A 17,295-nucleotide genomic window follows, 5' to 3' on the forward strand; every position below is an offset into this window, starting at 1 on the left:
ATCCTCATCCCTTACTGTTTTGACGAAGCGACCCAACGATCATGCCGTTTCTGTAACATACTTTGGCAAGCTGACGTGTGAACCGATCTGCATTATAGATGTAGATCAATGCCGTCGTAATCCCTTGTGCCAGCTTAATGCCATGTTTGGCCGTACGCACAACACCACGATCCTGATCCCGAATGGCATCACTCACACCCTGCCAATAGATTCGGCGCAGAAACCAGTTCTTCGTCGTTCGCTCTTTGGCTACTTTATGTTGTACCGCGCCATACGGCGTGTAATATACCTTGAACTTCGTTCGGATTCTTGCAATTAACTCACTCTCTTCACTGGAGAGAAGATTGTTCCCCACTCTTCCAAGGTCCTCACGGAAGGGAGCCAGTTGATCGAAGACGGATAAACGAAAAGCCACATTGGCGCCAAATGGAATATAGGGACTCTTCATTTCAGTGACTTCATCTGCAAAATCGAGAATCGTGAACAGTGACCTGTTCTCCGGTGGAATCCACATCGGCTCGGGTACTTCCCAGATCGGATCAATCTTGCCACCGACACAACCGATACTCTCGCTCATCTCAAACACACTGACGATCTGGCGAATCCAGTCCCTGCAAGCAAAGGCATCATCGTCAAGGAACAGGATATACTCGCCTCTCGCCTCATGAATGGCCCGATTGCGGGCGACAGACAAGCCTTGCTTTTCTTCCAACACATACCGGATCGAATAGTTCTCATACTGCAAAATGGTTTGAAGTACGATTTCCCGCGTGTTGTCTTTCGAATTGTTATCAATGAGTATGATCTCATAGTCGCTGCTTGCGTAATTCTGTTGTATGGCACTTCGTATAGCCTCTACCGCATCCTGTGCACGGTTATACGTACAGATCGCGACGGTTACTTTCATCATTTCATCCCCATATTCTTCAATTAGGTCCACCCTTTGATCTGCACTAACTGGAGTACAGAGTAAGTGTCCTTTGGGCAATCACTGGCCAATCCAGCCGCTCTAATGCTTTGACAAAACCACTGCCTTCCTGAAACTCCGATTGTTTTAATCGGATCATATTCATCGCTTTGAGCAATCCATCCGGATCCGAAGGTTCATAGAGTACCGCACAATCTTCAGGCAGATATTCCTCCAACAAGCCAATCCGTGGTGCCACCACCGGTTTGCAGAAGGTCAATGCCAGAATTGCACTGCCAGAAGTCGCAATTTGCTTGTATGGAAGAATGATCGAATCCACCGCATCGAAATAGTCCGAATATTCATCATCTTCAATAAAATGAAAATGGGTATGAATATGACCGCTCTCGAGGAATTCTTCACCCAGATCGTAGTCTTTCACTTTTTTACCGGCAATCAACAGATGGGCTTGATCCGATTTCAGATCCTTGAATGCCTCCAGCAAATCATCCACGCCCTTATACGGCGAGACCTGACCGAAGAACGCATACACATAACTATCCTCCGGGATGCCAAACCGGGATCGGATATTCACGCCTTTCCCCTGATACACTCCCTTGTAATGTCCATGCGGAATAACCTCGATCCGGCTGGAATCAATCCCGAACGTCGAACAGATCTCAGAGATCAGAGGTTTACCCATGACAATCAGCTTGGAGCAATTTTGGATTAGTATTTTTCTCATCCAATAATCGAACCGCGTCTTGCCGCTGTTGTGAGGCCAGATGTTATGCACGGTCCAGAACAATTTGGCCCCGCGCAATCGTGCAAAACAAATCATCAATACATACAGAATAGATTTGATCACTGTTGCCAGCAAGGATGAACCTCTGTAATAGAAGCTGGGCCAATGAAAATGCAGCACATCATTTTTTTTCAGTTTGACTAGATCTTTTTTGGTAAACTGCTTTACTTCCCATCCCTTGTTCTCAATGGAATCGGATAACAGCTCGTTGAATTTATTGTTCTCAATCATCTTGGGCAGCATATACACCGTCGGATTTCCCATCCAGACACCTCTTACTTTAGTTTCATTCGCACAGGTTCCTCTGTATACGTACCAACTGCGCGTCTTGCATGAAATCTCATTAGAAATCCTTGTATCATAATTTTGGTATTACGCTTGAGCAGCACCCAATCTTTCCACCAGGGATACAGCGACAGTGCTTTTTTCAAATAAACATTATTGCGAAGTGTATTTCTCGACCATTCGAGCATTCGATAGTGGTGTAATTGACGACGCTTCTGTTCCTTGGACATATCATTATAGTATTTCAAAATAATCTTGCGTTGGCCCTTGTACTTGGCCGTTGTAGAGGTTGAAATTCGTGGACCACTATGGATGTTGATATCCACCAGCGGTTCTTTCACATTCACGGCGATGTAGCCTCGCTTCAATATGCGCAGATAAAAGTCATAATCCTGAGCGGATGTCAGGTTCTCATCGAATCGAACTTCACGGGCGAGTGAGGTAAGTACCATGATTTTGGACGTTTCCCCGATCCAGTTGAATGTAAGCAGATCCTCATACCGAACAACATCACGAGGTTCCACCGACAATTTCCGTTTGACCACCTGATGCTGCTCATTCGTGTATGCGAGATACTTGCTGCAAAAGGTGAATGATTCCTGTGTACGCTCCAGCACTTCCGCCTGGGTTTTTATTTTGTCAGCCATCCATTCATCATCATCATCCAGGAAGGCAATGTACTTGCCATTGGCTTGGGATATCCCTACATTCCGTGCATGGTTGGCTCCTTTGGGATACGGAACACGGATGTACCGAATCCGTGAATCTTCCCGGGCCCAAGCCTGACAGATTTCTGGTGTCTGATCTTCTGAACCATCATCCACAATGAAAATCTCCAGATACGGGTGTGTCTGCTCACGTACACTTCTCAACGCATTTTTCAATAACTCCGCCCGATTATGGGTCGTAATGATGCAAGATACCAAGGGGTTCATTTCATCACCTTTTCCTGTTCACTAGGATACCTTCACTTGAAGTGCATCATATATTCCCGACAATCTGCCCACGAGAAGATTCATATCGAATCTATTCGTTATAATCTCTCTGTTATGTGAACCCATTCTTGCTCTAAGCTCTTCATCCGTGATGAGATACTCCAGTGCCGATGTCAGTTCGTGCACATCTCCCGGCTCGATTAACAGCCCATTATGACCGGATGTAATCACTTCGGGAATGCCTCCGACGTTGGTCGATATAATGGGCAAGCCACAATTCATTGCTTCGAGTATGGCCATAGGTAATCCCTCATGATAAGAAGGCAGGACCAGTAGATCCGCTTCCTGCATCAGCTTTTCCTTTTGTTCTCCGTTAATCCAGCCGAGTACGTTGACACAATCCTGAATTCCATATTGCTGCACGAGCGCTTTGACTTCATCGACTTCGCCATCCCCTGCCAGATTGAACGTGGCTTTAACTCCCCGCGTCTTCAATTGTTGAATGGACTGAAGCAGATCGTAGACTCCTTTTCGCTCACCCAGTCTTCCCATGAAGAGAGCATTAACTGACGCTTTCTGCTCTTTCGCAAAGGGCTCTTTCACAAAGACTCCGTTATAGAGCACCTCAATAGCTGTCTCCGGCACAATCGTGACAAAGTATTCTTTCCACGTCTGGGATAAGACAATCAATTTATCGGCCTGATTCAAAATGTAGTGACAATACTTGCGCTGCAGGGCGAATCGATTGTAGAAATCATCAAAGCTCGCTGCATGAACATGCAGAATGACTGACTTTCGAAACAACTTTCGTGCCGTTAGCAGAAATAGAGACTTCCGATAAAAGCTCCCGTTGTTCGCCATATGAATATGCACGATATCCGGCTTGAACGTGTACAGCTTCATCCAAAATTGAATGAATCCCCGTATAAAAATAAGCAGCCGTGAGAACACGCTGCCTGTGATATACGTTTCGACCCGCTGCATGGGATACATTTCCGAGATGGAGGAATCCTCTATGTTTTTGATGACACTCACAATTCCGCCCATATCCTTCAAGGATGATCCAACAACCAATACTTTTGGTTTCATGATAGACTCCTTTTTTTATGGTTAATCTTCATACCTCTTATAGACTGTTCACATAATTTTTGATGGATGAGATCAGATCAGACTGTTTTCTCACATAGGGTTGGAACGTCAGCTCCTCTATGCAAGGAACCAGCTTTTGCAAATCAGCCTGACTCTCCGCGACGGCCACGTATCCGTTATCCTGAAAAACCTTGGAGATCTCAAGCTGATGGTCATCCACATGCTCACCCCATTCTTTCCGGCGCGGAATGACGATAACCGGCTTGCCACGTTCGAGACAATTCGTAATGGAACCCACACCGGCATGAGAAATAATGCATCTGCTGCGCTCCACATATTCATTCATCTCTTCCTGGGTAAGGAAAGGAATCGCTGTGAAATTTCGCGGCTGATACTCGGTATATCCGGATTGGGCAACAACCTCATCTTCAATAATTCCTGCCTCAATCGCTTCATCAATAAGCTCAAACATCCGATTGAAGGAAAAACGCTGAGTTCCAACGATAGCAAATATCAAAATAAAGCCCCCCTGTACTTCGCATTGGGATAGCTATCCTGCAACGTTTCCCATTGGATGAAGAACTCATCCGAGATTTTGTACATCAATCTTCCGGTAGCGCTGGAGGAATAGATTTTGGCATAACTTTCGATATAGATCAGCTTGGCACCGAAGATTTTACCGATGAGGCAAAAAGGGTATGTGGCTCCCGCCCCTGTCGTAATAATCACCTTTGGACGCTCACGCAGATATAGAAAGAACGATTTAATAATATTAGCCACAAAGATTAGCAAGAACATCGCATTCTTCCGCTCTTGCTGCATCAAGAAGTATACTTTGCCCTGTGCCGAATCGACTTTTCTGCTTTTGTTCTTCTCGGTAATCAGGAAATAATCATGTTCTTCAACCGCAGGAATAATTTTGGTTAATTCATCAAAATGACCGCCTGTAGAACTGATCAAACAGACCTTCATGTTCTAATCTCCTTTGAAAAGGATACGTCCTTCGCTCGCTGTGCCTGTATATCCACTTTTGCTTCGGCCCCTGACTTGGTATGGACTCCATTTCCCGTAGCATATAACGCGTTCAGGAAGATACAGAATGGAGCAATCAGATGAACCGTGGACAAGGTATTGTCAAAAAAGGAATAGGTCAGGAAACCGATAATCATACCGGCAAAATACAACCGGATCATGCCGCCCAATCGGAGGTATACAGCTCGGAACACCAGAAGCAGCGAAAGAAACAACAGGATGGCTCCAACTAACCCGCCATCGTAATAAAAACGAATGTATTCGTTATGCGGAACGACGAAGCCAGAAAAGATACTTCCATCATTCGCTACGAGCGTTGAGCCGAGGCCACGTCCAAATATCGGATACTCATTCGCTTTGCCAATAAAATAATTCCAGGCTACATCTCTTCCCGACAAGCCCTTGCTCTCTGACCTCATCTCATAATTGTCCCACTGCGCAATGACCATATAGGCCACAGCGACAACGAACAAAATGAGAGGAATGATGGCACTGACTCTGCCTTTAATGAAGGCTTTCAATTGATCAAATAGATAGACCAGAATAATCGGAATCAACGCGATAAGCGGTCCCCGAGTTCCCGTCTGGACCAGAATGACCAGATGTGTCAAGGTAAGCATGTAATACAGAACAACCTGATGGCCTTGCTTGATCTGAATCAGACAGACGCAGATCGAGATAAAACACAACATGGCCAGATGCGCGGCGATGTTAGCTCCCTGTAATCGGGTTACTCCCGACATCTCCAGATTAGTTATGGACAATATGCCAGCCAGCTGCAGGACATAACCACCAGCAAGACTGAACAGCGGCAGCCATGCGAGCACACGTATGATTCGTTGACTGATCTCACGAGAAAAGTGAGGCATCAGCAGCAAAAATGGAACAATGACTCCCAGAAACGCCTTGAATGGATCGAGCGGACTAACCTTACTGGGCAGATCCGATAGAAAATAACTCTCCACAAATAAAAAGCCGATTGCCAGTGCAGGATATATCAGATCTTTGCGAATACCAAAGCGTAAAAAAAGAGAGATGACAAAACCCAGGATCGCCAGCTTATAGAAGGAAAGCGAATCCAGCCCTGCCAGATGAATGGTAAATATCTTATCAATGGACAATGAAAAACTTACAATGAGAATCATAAAGATCCAGCTGGGCTGTTTAATGTAAACGCCCAGCAGAATCACAGATAGGAGTGCAACAACCGAGATTAGCGGAAGATAGATTGCTGCGAAGACAATGACAAGTGAAAAGAGAATGATATTAAACGACTTCATGTTCCATGCAGCAAGTATACCGGTCTTTTGCATATCTGCTATGCCACCTCAAAGCCAGAATCGTGTTTCAAAACGCATCCTTCGAACCAAGCAACACCCTGAACGTTCTGAAGATAATTTTGATATCCACCATCAAATTGCGCTCACGGGCATACGTCAGATCCAGCTCTACCATTTCATTAAAGCCCACACTATTTCGACCGCTAACTTGCCATAATCCCGTACATCCCGGAATCATCTGCAGGCGCTGTCTATCATAAGAAGTGTAGTTCTCCACTTCTCTGGGCAGGGCCGGTCTGGGTCCAACGAGACTCATCTCTCCACGGAACACGTTCCATAACTGAGGCAGCTCATCCAGACTGGTTTTTCGAATAAACTTGCCAATTCGGGTAATGCGAGGATCGTTCTTCATTTTGAACATGTTCCCGTTCACTTCATTCTGGTCAATCAGCTGTTCTAGCAGATCTTCTGCATTCGCAACCATCGACCTGAATTTGTACATATGGAACTCTTTCCCATTCTGTCCGACCCGTACCTGACGAAAAAAAACAGACCCCTGCGGGGCCTCGATTTTGATCAGTAATCCGATGACGGCAAACAAGGGGCACAAAATGATCAAACCTATGAAAGAACCCAGCAAATCGAGCATTCTTTTCATAAATAGATACACTTTATCCGCATTTTGCCCTGTCATCGTTGATGCATTGTACCCCAGACTTGGGTCCATAACAATCTCCGCTTCCTTCGTTTGGGGAGATGGACTCATTCAAACTCCCCCCCGGCTACATGTTCTACCGACTCTTTTTCCAGGATTTGTTGCAGAGCCTGCAGCATTGGAATTCTAAGCTCCTGTTTTTGCAGAGCGAAGTCGATGGTCGTCAAAATGAATCCCAGTTTCTCGCCCACGTCATAACGTACTCCTTCGAAATCGTAAGCATACACTCCTTGTGTCTCATTTAAACGCTGAATCGCATCCGTTAATTGAATCTCTCCCCCTTGACCAATCTCCTGTTGCTCCAGATGTTCAAAAATCTCTGGACTCAGTACGTATCTCCCCATAATCGCCAGGTTGGAAGGCGCTGTGCCTTGGGCAGGTTTCTCTACGAACCTGAGAACCTCTGTCAAACGACCATCCGATTGAAGCGGGTCCACAATGCCGTATCTGTCTGTTTGTTCAGCAAGTACGGTTTGTACGCCAACAATGGAATGTTGAACCTGATCATATTGATCAATCAGTTGTTTGGTGCATGGCACTTCCGATACGACGATATCATCTCCGAGCAACACGGCAAAAGGTTCGTCACCGATAAAGTTACGTGCACACCAGACAGCATGACCAAGTCCTTTGGCCTCTTTTTGTCTTATGTAGTGGATATCCACATTAGAAGATTTGCGGACCTCTTCAAGCAGGCCTAGTTTGCCTTTTTCCAGCAAGTTGTGTTCCAGTTCAAAAGCGTTGTCGAAATGATCTTCAATCGCCCGTTTCCCTTTACCTGTTACGATGATAATGTCTTCAATTCCAGAGGCAATGGCTTCCTCAACGATATACTGTATAGTTGGTTTGTCCACTATAGGGAGCATTTCTTTAGGCATCGCTTTTGTGGCTGGCAAAAAACGTGTACCCAGTCCAGCTGCAGGAATGATCGCTTTTCTCACTTTTTTCATAAATACCACCCTATCCTCTTTTTTTAGTTTTATAAAAGTTGAACCAGGGCATCTAACCCGTCCTCACGTCATACCTTCGACGATTAACGTCTAAGGTTCATTGAACCCACAGCATGACCGAGTGCCTACAGTGATAAAGGTGCAGTAGACATTACCTGTTTATTTGGAAACATAGGGTAGAACTTTTACTTTTCTCCGTAGCCCACGGGAACTGCAGCGTTTTTGATATTGTTCAGGATCGCGCCCAGGATTCGCGCATTGACATGCTCCAGAGCAGCCTTGGTCTTCTTCACCAATTCCTTCTTGACCTTGCCTGAGTTCACGACCAGCAGCACCCCATCGCACAGCGAACTTACAATGAGGGCATCTGTTACCGCCAGCACCGGCGGCGTATCAAACATGATGACATCATATTGATCCTCTAACTCTTCAATCAGCTTTTTCATCCGATTGGAACCGATCATCTCGGAAGGGTTCGGCGGAATAGGCCCAGACGTGAACAGCTGGAGGTTGTCGATATAACTTTCTCTGAGCACCTCATCCACACTGTACTGATTAGACAGCACACTGCTAAGACCGATATGATTGGGTACGGAAAACACTTGGTGCAAGGAAGGATTACGCAGATCCGCATCAATCAGCAGAACCTTCTTGCCTTCCTGGGCATAGGTCACCGCAAGGTTGCTAATGGTTGTGGTCTTGCCTTCGCCGGCTTCAGCTGAAGCCACCATGATTTTACTGATGTGACTGTCGATCGAGGAGAACTGGATGTTCGTCCGTAATTTACGGTATCCCTCCGAGATTTGAGATTTGGAGTTAAAATAGGTCACCAGACTGTTATTTTCATTGGTTTGCCGCGACATATTTGCCATCCCCCACTTTCTGTTGAGATATGTAATTTTTCGTATTTTTCAGATCGTCTTTTTTCATTTTGGATATCACCGTAAGCACAGGCAGCCCCAGCTCTTTTTCCAGTTCAGTTTCGGATTTGAATGTATCGTCCAGGTAGTCCAGCAGAAATACGAGTGCAATCGCGAGCACTAGACCTGCGAACAGGCTGACAATGATGCTTAATGTGGTTTTCATATTAATTGGAGATGCGTTACTATCCACTTTTGCTTCACTGAGAATAGCCACATTATCAATTTTCATGATTAGGGGGATTTGAGATTGAAACACGCTGGAGATGGCATTGACTGTTTTTGCGGCTTTTTCGTAGGAAGTCCCTTGTACAGTTATGCTCATCACTTGGGACTCGCTTGCTGTAGAGACGGAGGTGCTATTCATGAGCTGGGCAGAAGTTAAGCCCAAGTCTGGATACGTCGTAGCTACTTTATCCATAATGGCAGAAGATTTAATAATTTCTCTGTAAGAGTTAATAAGTTTGATATTGGTTTGGATCATGCTGAAATCCATCATGGCCTGACCTTCAACCGTTGATGTCTGATTCACGATGAGCTTGGAACTTGCCTCATAGATCGGCTGGGTGAAGAAAATACTTTTGACCCCTGCACCCACGCCCGCTATCAAAGCAATTGCAACAATCAACCAGATTTTCTTTTGTAAGAGTCGAAAATATCCTTTCAGTTCCACTTTCATTCCTCCTATACGTTGTGATCAAACCTATGTAACTACCAGATGGACAGCAACCATTTGCGAGGTTTCCAGCGTTCTGTGACCAGGCTCGAATTCGATAGAATGTGGGATGCATTCTCTGCCAGTTTTCTAACGGCTTCGGCTCCGAAGCGACGTTCAATGACACGCTCCCCCTCACTAATGGCGAACGTCCTTTTGCACGTATCATGTGCATCTGATGAAATGAAATGAAACCCGTTTTCTTTGCAAAAATGAAAACACCACTTCTGAACTTTTCGTCCGAAAAGCCCGGTGAAAGATTGAGCCGTAAGCTGGCATAGCCCACCTTGACTCAAGTAATCAGCCAACAGCTTTGGCTTCTTCAAAATGGCACGATTGCGTTCCGGATGAGCAATAATAGGGGTAATTCCCGCTATTCGTAGTTCATGCAGTATCCTGGGGAACTGTGAGGGAATATGACCAAAGGGCAGTTCCAGCAACATGTAACGACTTCCGGCGAGTGTGCAGCACTTTCCTGCATATAAGTCTCCAATCAGGTTGTCATGCACCCTGATCTCCTGTCCGGGACGGATCTCCAGGCGAATGTTACGTATGCGAAGTTCTGCGTGAAGCAGGTTCACGGCCTGATTGACCACCATCGGTTCATTGTTGTATTGCCCGTTCAGGTGATGCGGAGTAGCAATAATGGAGGTAATTCCTGAGGCTGCCGCCTTCTCAGCCATCGCAACGGACTGCTCCATTCGAACAGGACCATCATCCAGACCGGATAATATGTGGCAGTGCATTTCAACCATATCCAAACTTCCTCAATGTATGATCCCCCTTGCCCCTTTATTCATTGCGCAAATGCTTTTGGTGTTAAAGAACTAATGCATAACGCTATGAAATATAGTAAAATGGCGTTAAGTACATGTTTTGTTCAGAAATTGTTAAGAATCGACTTGGAATTATATGGTGAAATCAATGTAATGATAGGGTTGTTGCAGGGACTTTTGCTCTGTTGCCTTTTCGTACTGAAAACGGGAAACCGTGGGAAACTGAACTTCAGTAAGCATTGTGTTTAACTGTCCAGTTATATATAGTTTCTGTTCGTGCTGAATATGCAAGTTTGAATGATACATTGTGAGCTCTCCGAAGGGCTGTTTCCATTGCAACCTTGCGTGAAGTCTTACACATACATGATGATCTTCAACATCCAAACCAATGAGCATTTCTGATGATACTGGCAAGTTCAGGTCGCTCAGGAAGGTGATCGTTTGAGTGTCCATTCCAACTAACAGAACGGGGCGTCTTTTGCGTTCTACCATTTTCCCATGAAACTCCTGAATGTACATATGGACATTTAATTTCATATCAGCCCATTCCTGAATTATTGAATGCATGGTTTCATTCCTTTAGAATGGATTAGCCTACATGGACTGCCTTTACTTCCTTCTCACAGGTATATGGTTAAGGCAACAAGGAGATACTTAAAATATTCCAAATGATACATTTTGTAACTCCATACGTCCAATTTACGATACAATACGTATCATGTCAAGCGGTATTTGGACATGGTTCTTTTGATTTACGACAATATGAGATGTCCTTAGACAGACCTATTTACAAATGGAAACGGTTGTAGGAAACGCACGAGGAGATACTTTTTTGCAGGAAAGCTGCCCTGATCAAAAACTTGGCTCAGGATTGTTTCAATATATATTTGATGTCGTTCAGGGGGAAATAGCTTATGAGCTACGGAAATCGCATTGCTGAATTAAGGGAACAGCGGGGACTAACTCAAGAAGAACTTGCGAGCTCCATTCATATTACAAGAGCTGCTCTCTCCCACTACGAGAAGAACCGACGTAAACCGGATTTCGAAGTGTTAACGAGACTTGCTGACATCTTTGACGTGTCTATTGATTACCTCATTGGACGTACGAAGCAAAGTGATGTCGCGATGGATGAGGACGTACGTGAATTCGTTGACACTCTGGAGTTATCAGACAAGGAAGTGCTGGAGCGCTTCGATCTGATGATTGATGGTAAATCCTTAACGGAGGAAGAGGCACGTCGTTTTATCGCTTTTGTCCGAATGGAACGCAGCATGGATTAAACCCGAAAAGAGGACCCAGTTCCCGAGAGATACACTCTCTGGCTTCTGGGCTTTTTTTGTGTCTTGAATTCCCTCCATTCCATGGTTGTCTATCCTGTCAAGGACGCTTGTTGTTGACGGAGGATACGAATTGGTTCCAACGCTCCGGGTCGATTCCGCATTGCAGTAAAACTTTCATGATGTCCATCTGAGTTGCTTCGACTTGTTTACCTGTCGGCTTACGATCGCCCCTGTTTGGATGCTTCATATTCATTCCGCTAACCTCTCTTATCTTTATACTTTCCCTGCACTCCAAAACTAGCCTTATTATACTTGAGAAACTTCCTCAATGTTGTCGTCTCATGGCGATAACGTTTTTTGAAGGGGTTCTAATTTTGTCGAAAGCAAAATAGGAGCTATCTGGCGCCAGCATGGCAACCAGATAGCTCCTATTATTCTTAATACAACCTGTTCACGCACTTACACTTGAACAAGGAAGTTATTAACCTCCCGCACGCGCAAGTTCACGCATGTTCGCTTCAAACGCTGCGAGCAATGCTGCTTCTCCAGTCAGACCTGTCGCCTGAATCCGTTCAATCTGTTCTGTCATCCGCTTGAAGTCTTTCGGAATAACCCGAACGAACTGATTCAAGGCATCTTGCCAGTTATCCAGAACGCGCTGACCGGCAGCACTTCCTGTGTTGGCAACGTGACGTTGAATCATGCCTCGAAGATCTGCACTTTCGGCTACGTCTTCGATACGCTCCAAAAGAACCATTTCCAGATTACAACGTTGCAAGAATGTGCCTTCCGGATCATACACATAGGCAATACCTCCGGACATCCCTGCTGCAAAGTTACGACCTGTATCGCCGAGTACAACGACACGTCCACCCGTCATATATTCGCAACCATGGTCGCCGACACCTTCAACGACTACTTTGGCGCCCGAGTTACGTACAGCAAATCGCTCACCCGCAATACCACGGATATACGCTTCACCACTTGTTGCTCCATAGAGTGCCGTGTTACCGATAATGATGTTATCTTCCGCCTCGAATGTTGCTTTCGGAGAAGGCATCACGATCAGTTTACCTCCTGACAGTCCTTTACCTACATAGTCATTGGAGTCGCCTTCAACGGTCAAGGTCATGCCTTTAGGTACAAAGGCCCCAAAGCTTTGTCCGGCAGAGCCGACAAATTTGAATTTAACTGTATCTTCAGGCAATCCTGCGAGTCCATATTTGCGTGTGATCTCACTACCCAAAATGGTACCCACTGCACGGTTAACGTTCGTAATTGGAAGTACCGCTTCAACCGGTTGACCGGATTCAATCGCAGGTTGTGCCAGTGGCAGCAATTGCTGCATATCCAGCGTTTCTTCCAATTGGTGGTTCTGATGTTGTGTGCGGTAACGTGCAGAGCCTTCCGGCATTTCAGGCACGTGCAGCAATACAGACAGATCCACACCTTTTTTCTTCCAGTGATCTACAGCTTCTACCGTTTCGAGGCAATCTGTACGTCCGACCATTTCCTGAATGGTACGGAAACCAAGATCAGCCATGATCTCACGCATATCTTCAGCGACAAATCGCATGAAGTTAACCACATGAGCTGGATCACCCATGTAATTTTTACGCAACTCCGGATTCTGTGTCGCTACACCAACTGGACAGGTATCCATTTGACAGACACGCATCATGATACAGCCAAGTGCAACGAGTGGTGCTGTAGAGAAACCATACTCTTCGGCTCCAAGCAAGGCTGCGATCGCCAGGTCACGGCCGTTCAGCATTTTGCCGTCTGTCTCCAGAACGACACGGTCACGCAGATTGTTCAGCATCAACGTTTGATGTGTCTCTGCAAGACCCAGTTCCCAAGGCATACCTGCGTGACGAATCGAACCTTGCGGTGATGCACCTGTACCACCGTCATAACCGCTGACGAGGATAATATCAGCACGGCCTTTGGCTACACCTGCCGCAATCGTACCCACACCAACTTCCGATACGAGCTTCACATTGATCTCTGCACGCGGATTGGCATTTTTCAAGTCATAAATCAGCTCCGCCAAATCCTCAATCGAGTAAATATCGTGATGCGGTGGTGGTGAGATCAGACCTACACCCGGTGTAGAACCACGAACTTCAGCAACCCAAGGGTACACTTTACGTCCTGGCAACTGTCCGCCTTCACCCGGTTTTGCTCCCTGTGCCATTTTGATCTGAATCTCATCAGCATTAACCAGGTAGTTGGATGTTACTCCGAAACGTCCGGATGCTACCTGTTTGATCGCACTGCGACGGGAATCCCCGTTGCTATCTTTAATGAAGCGAGCCGGATCTTCTCCGCCTTCACCCGTATTGGATTTACCACCCACACGGTTCATTGCAATCGCAAGATCTTCATGCGCTTCTTTACTGATCGAACCAAAGGACATCGCACCCGTTTTGAAACGACGCATGATATCTTCTACAGATTCAACTTCTTCGAGTGGAATGGAAGCTCCCACCGGTTTCAGCTTCAGCATGGAGCGAATGGTCAACAATTGATCATTCTCACCTTGCACGAGCTTGGAATATTTTTTATACAGCTTGTAATCCCCAGTACGTACTGCGTGTTGCAGGGTATGAATGGTTTGCGGATTGAACAGATGCTCTTCTCCGTCGTTACGCCATTGATAATCCCCACCGGAATCCAATACTTTATCGTTACCGTCTTTTTCCGTAAAGGCACGGTTATGATGTGTCAACGCTTCGGCTGCCACTTCTTCCAACCCAATTCCACCAATACGGGAAGGTGTCCAGGTAAAGTAACGGTCAACGAAGTCTGATTTCAGACCTACCGCTTCGAAGATTTGAGCTCCACGATACGATTGAATCGTAGAAATCCCCATTTTGGACAACACTTTAGTAACGCCTTTGGTAGCTGCTTTAATGTAATTTTTCACTGCTTTCTCATGCGAGATACCACGCAGTAAGCCTTGCTGAATCATGTCATCCAGCGTTTCAAAGGCCAGATAAGGGTTCACGGCACTTACACCGTATCCGAGCAGCAACGCGTAGTGGTGAATATCACGCGGTTCTGCCGATTCGAGCATAATGCTGACTTTTGTTCGGGTTCCTTGACGAATCAGATGGTGATGCAGACCTGCTACAGCAAGCAACGCAGGAATCGCAGCATTCTCGGCATCCACTCCACGGTCAGACAGGATCAGAATGTTATGACCTTTGTCGATGACACGGTCTGCAGCTTCGAAGAGAAGTTCCATCGCTTTGCGAAGTCCTTCCGCTCCTTCCGCAGCGGTGAAGAAGATTGGAATCGTCATGGAGCGGAAGCCTGGGCGACGTACATGACGAATCTTCGCAAAGTCTTCATTGGACAAGACCGGTGTATCCAGACGAATCTGGCGACAGCTCTCCGGTTCAGGATTCAACAGGTTGCGCTCTGGACCAATGGTTGTTGCCGTAGACGTTACAATCTCTTCACGGATTGCATCGATCGGCGGGTTGGTTACCTGGGCGAACATCTGTTTAAAGTAGTTGTACAGGCGCTGTGGACGATCCGACAGCACAGCCAGTGGTGCATCATAACCCATCGAACCCGTAGCTTCCATACCTGTTGTCGCCATGGGCTCCAGGATTTTACGAAGTTCCTCAAATGTATAACCATATGCCAGCTGAAGCTGGGTCACGTTATCATGTTTTGGATCAGGAAGTTCCGGTGCTTCCGGCAACTCGCTCAGATCCATCAAATGCTCATCAAGCCAATCCTGATACGGATTCTCGGCTGCAATAATTGCTTTTACTTCCTCATCCGCAATGATACGGCCTTGTTGTGTGTCCACAAGCAACATCCGACCTGGACGAAGACGATCTTTGTAGAGAATCTCTTCCGGTGCGATATCCAGTACCCCAACTTCAGAGGACAGGATAATACGGTCATCTTTGGTTACATAATAACGAGCTGGACGCAAACCATTACGGTCAAGTGTTGCACCAATTTGCAAACCATCTGTAAAGGCCATTGCTGCTGGTCCATCCCAAGGCTCCATCATTGTGCTGTGATACTCATAAAATGCCTTTTTGGCAGGGTCCATTCCCTCATCTGTGCTCCAAGGTTCAGGAACCATCATCATGGCCACGTGTGGCAGGGAACGTCCACTCAGATACAGGAACTCCAGTGTGTTATCGAACATGGCTGTATCCGAACCGTCCGGATTGATGACCGGTTTTACTTTCGCGATGTCGTTACCGAACAACTCGCTCTCGAACAAGGACTGCCTAGCATGCATCCAGTTCACGTTACCACGCATCGTGTTGATCTCACCGTTGTGGATCATGAAGCGATACGGGTGGGCACGTTCCCAGCTTGGGAAGGTGTTCGTACTGAAACGGGAATGCACAAGTGCAATAGCCGATTCAACGAGATCTTGCTGCAGATCCAGATAGAACTCTCCGACCTGCTCCGTTGTGAGCATGCCTTTATATACAATTTTGCGACAAGACAAGCTCGGAAGGTAGAATGAACCGCCTTCTGCCTCATCTGCCGAATAACGAATAGCCAGCTCAGCGCGTCTGCGAATAACATACAGCTTACGCTCAAATCCAAGCTCATCCTTCACATCTGCGGATCTTCCAATGAACACCTGACGTACATAAGGTTTCGCTGCAAGGGCAGAACGGCCAAGCATTTCATCAAAAGTAGGAACATCCCGGAAACCCAAGAAAGTCTGTCCTTCTTCTTCAATAATCTTCTTAAGGCTCTCTTCATGTGCACTGCGAATGGCAGGGTCCTGGGAAAGGAACAACATACCTACGCCATAGAAGCCCTGTTCTGGCAAAGCAAAACCAAGACGTTCCGCTTCCTGTGCAAAATAGCGATGTGGAATCTGAATCAGGATACCTGCTCCGTCACCGGAATTCGGTTCACTTCCCTGTCCTCCACGGTGTTCCATGTTACTGAGCATGGTCAGTGCCTGACTAACGATATCGTGTGAAGGTACTCCTTTGATGTTGGCAACAAAACCCATTCCGCATGCGTCTTTTTCGAACTGCGGGTCATACAGACCCTGTTTTGGAGGTAATCCGATGTGTCTCATGGAACGCAACCTTTCTATAATGAAGTATTTCGGAAAGATCAAGAACATAGGCAACAGGCAACAATGAAACGGGAGGAGCTGGCCTTTCGCTTGCGATAGAGCCTGCTAGATAGAAGAGGCGACAGCATGAGACTGTCAAAAATATATGCCTGCTATTGGGCAGAAGCCATTAAATGAGATGAGCTGATCCGGACGATCCGGCAAACAGCATGTATAAATCAACACGCAGCCGCTGGCACGGCTACTGAAATGGAGCGACGTTTTTTTGATATAGTTCTATTATTTTAACACCGACCTAACATCAGCGCAATTTAAACTTTTTAATACCTCTGATAAGAAATGTTTTGCAGTACAGCTTTACTGTAATGACGTTTAAATTCATCTCTTTTTCGAATAATTATACACTTTTTAAGTCAGAGTACAACTGAATTAAATTGCTGACAGAAGAAAATCGTTCCATATGTGGCCTGTGTTTATCCATAATTCCACCAAATTGTTGCTGCTTGATCCAGCGAATCTTTAC

General features: G+C 46.1%; 16 protein-coding genes. 1 reads left to right on the plus strand and 15 read right to left on the minus strand.

The features are described 5' to 3' along the window. Positions 1-4: 4 nt before the first annotated feature. The 13 genes from FS628_RS07870 to FS628_RS07930 all read right to left on the minus strand — a co-directional run bounded on the left by FS628_RS07870 (position 5) and on the right by FS628_RS07930 (position 10,946). Complete coding sequence (locus tag FS628_RS07870; RefSeq protein WP_145320572.1) at positions 5-907, minus strand: glycosyltransferase; 903 nt, start codon at positions 905-907, stop codon at positions 5-7. A gap of 46 nt (positions 908-953) precedes the next feature. Continuing rightward, positions 954-1,976: a glycosyltransferase gene (locus tag FS628_RS07875; protein WP_145320574.1), complete on the minus strand. Its 1,023-nt coding sequence runs from the start codon at positions 1,974-1,976 to the stop codon at positions 954-956. Positions 1,977-1,987: 11 nt separating this feature from the next. Then, complete coding sequence (locus FS628_RS07880; RefSeq protein ID WP_222125196.1) at positions 1,988-2,923, minus strand: glycosyltransferase family 2 protein; 936 nt, start codon at positions 2,921-2,923, stop codon at positions 1,988-1,990. A gap of 30 nt (positions 2,924-2,953) precedes the next feature. Further along, complete coding sequence (locus tag FS628_RS07885; protein ID WP_145320578.1) at positions 2,954-4,021, minus strand: glycosyltransferase family 4 protein; 1,068 nt, start codon at positions 4,019-4,021, stop codon at positions 2,954-2,956. A gap of 37 nt (positions 4,022-4,058) precedes the next feature. Further along, positions 4,059-4,538 (minus strand): PssE/Cps14G family polysaccharide biosynthesis glycosyltransferase, encoded by a 480-nt coding sequence (gene pssE / locus FS628_RS07890; protein ID WP_145320580.1) that lies wholly within the window; start codon positions 4,536-4,538, stop codon positions 4,059-4,061. Next, a complete protein-coding gene (gene pssD, locus FS628_RS07895) occupies positions 4,535-4,993 on the minus strand; it encodes a PssD/Cps14F family polysaccharide biosynthesis glycosyltransferase (RefSeq protein WP_036611329.1) in 459 nt (152 codons plus the stop codon). Before pssD ends, pssE begins: the two co-directional genes overlap by 4 nt. After that, on the minus strand, positions 4,990-6,366 hold the full coding sequence (locus tag FS628_RS07900) for an O-antigen ligase family protein (protein WP_145320582.1): 1,377 nt from the start codon (positions 6,364-6,366) through the stop codon (positions 4,990-4,992). The genes pssD and FS628_RS07900 overlap by 4 nt, the downstream gene beginning before the upstream one ends. A gap of 34 nt (positions 6,367-6,400) precedes the next feature. Continuing rightward, entirely contained in the window at positions 6,401-7,060 is a 660-nt protein-coding gene (locus tag FS628_RS07905; RefSeq protein WP_260870984.1) for a sugar transferase, read from the minus strand. 35 nt (positions 7,061-7,095) lie between these two features. Next, a complete protein-coding gene (galU, locus tag FS628_RS07910) occupies positions 7,096-7,998 on the minus strand; it encodes a UTP--glucose-1-phosphate uridylyltransferase GalU (RefSeq protein WP_036611572.1) in 903 nt (300 codons plus the stop codon). A gap of 185 nt (positions 7,999-8,183) precedes the next feature. Continuing rightward, the gene (locus FS628_RS07915) at positions 8,184-8,861 is read right to left on the minus strand and encodes a CpsD/CapB family tyrosine-protein kinase (RefSeq protein ID WP_145320586.1); all 678 of its coding nucleotides are present in this window, start codon (positions 8,859-8,861) and stop codon (positions 8,184-8,186) included. After that, positions 8,842-9,591 (minus strand): YveK family protein, encoded by a 750-nt coding sequence (locus FS628_RS07920; protein ID WP_145320588.1) that lies wholly within the window; start codon positions 9,589-9,591, stop codon positions 8,842-8,844. The genes FS628_RS07915 and FS628_RS07920 overlap by 20 nt, the downstream gene beginning before the upstream one ends. Before the next feature lie 38 nt (positions 9,592-9,629). Next, positions 9,630-10,388 carry a tyrosine-protein phosphatase gene (locus tag FS628_RS07925; protein ID WP_145320591.1) on the minus strand — a complete coding sequence of 253 codons (759 nt, stop codon included), beginning with the start codon at positions 10,386-10,388 and terminating at the stop codon, positions 9,630-9,632. A gap of 153 nt (positions 10,389-10,541) precedes the next feature. Continuing rightward, positions 10,542-10,946: a hypothetical protein gene (locus FS628_RS07930; protein ID WP_145320592.1), complete on the minus strand. Its 405-nt coding sequence runs from the start codon at positions 10,944-10,946 to the stop codon at positions 10,542-10,544. A 377-nt stretch (positions 10,947-11,323) separates the two neighbouring features. On the opposite strand from FS628_RS07930, the gene FS628_RS07935 reads away from it, so the two are divergent. Beyond that, a complete protein-coding gene (locus FS628_RS07935; RefSeq protein ID WP_145320594.1) occupies positions 11,324-11,692 on the plus strand; it encodes a helix-turn-helix domain-containing protein in 369 nt (122 codons plus the stop codon). Between the two features lie 97 nt (positions 11,693-11,789). Here FS628_RS07935 and FS628_RS31305 read toward each other — a convergent pair whose 3' ends face one another. Continuing rightward, positions 11,790-11,945 carry a hypothetical protein gene (locus FS628_RS31305; protein WP_167350832.1) on the minus strand — a complete coding sequence of 52 codons (156 nt, stop codon included), beginning with the start codon at positions 11,943-11,945 and terminating at the stop codon, positions 11,790-11,792. Between the two features lie 228 nt (positions 11,946-12,173). Then, entirely contained in the window at positions 12,174-16,772 is a 4,599-nt protein-coding gene (gene gltB, locus FS628_RS07940; protein ID WP_145320596.1) for a glutamate synthase large subunit, read from the minus strand. Positions 16,773-17,295: the final 523 nt, after the last annotated feature.

Origin of the sequence: Paenibacillus xylanexedens, assembly GCF_007676705.1 — a bacterium.
Lineage (GTDB): Bacteria > Bacillota > Bacilli > Paenibacillales > Paenibacillaceae > Paenibacillus > Paenibacillus xylanexedens_C.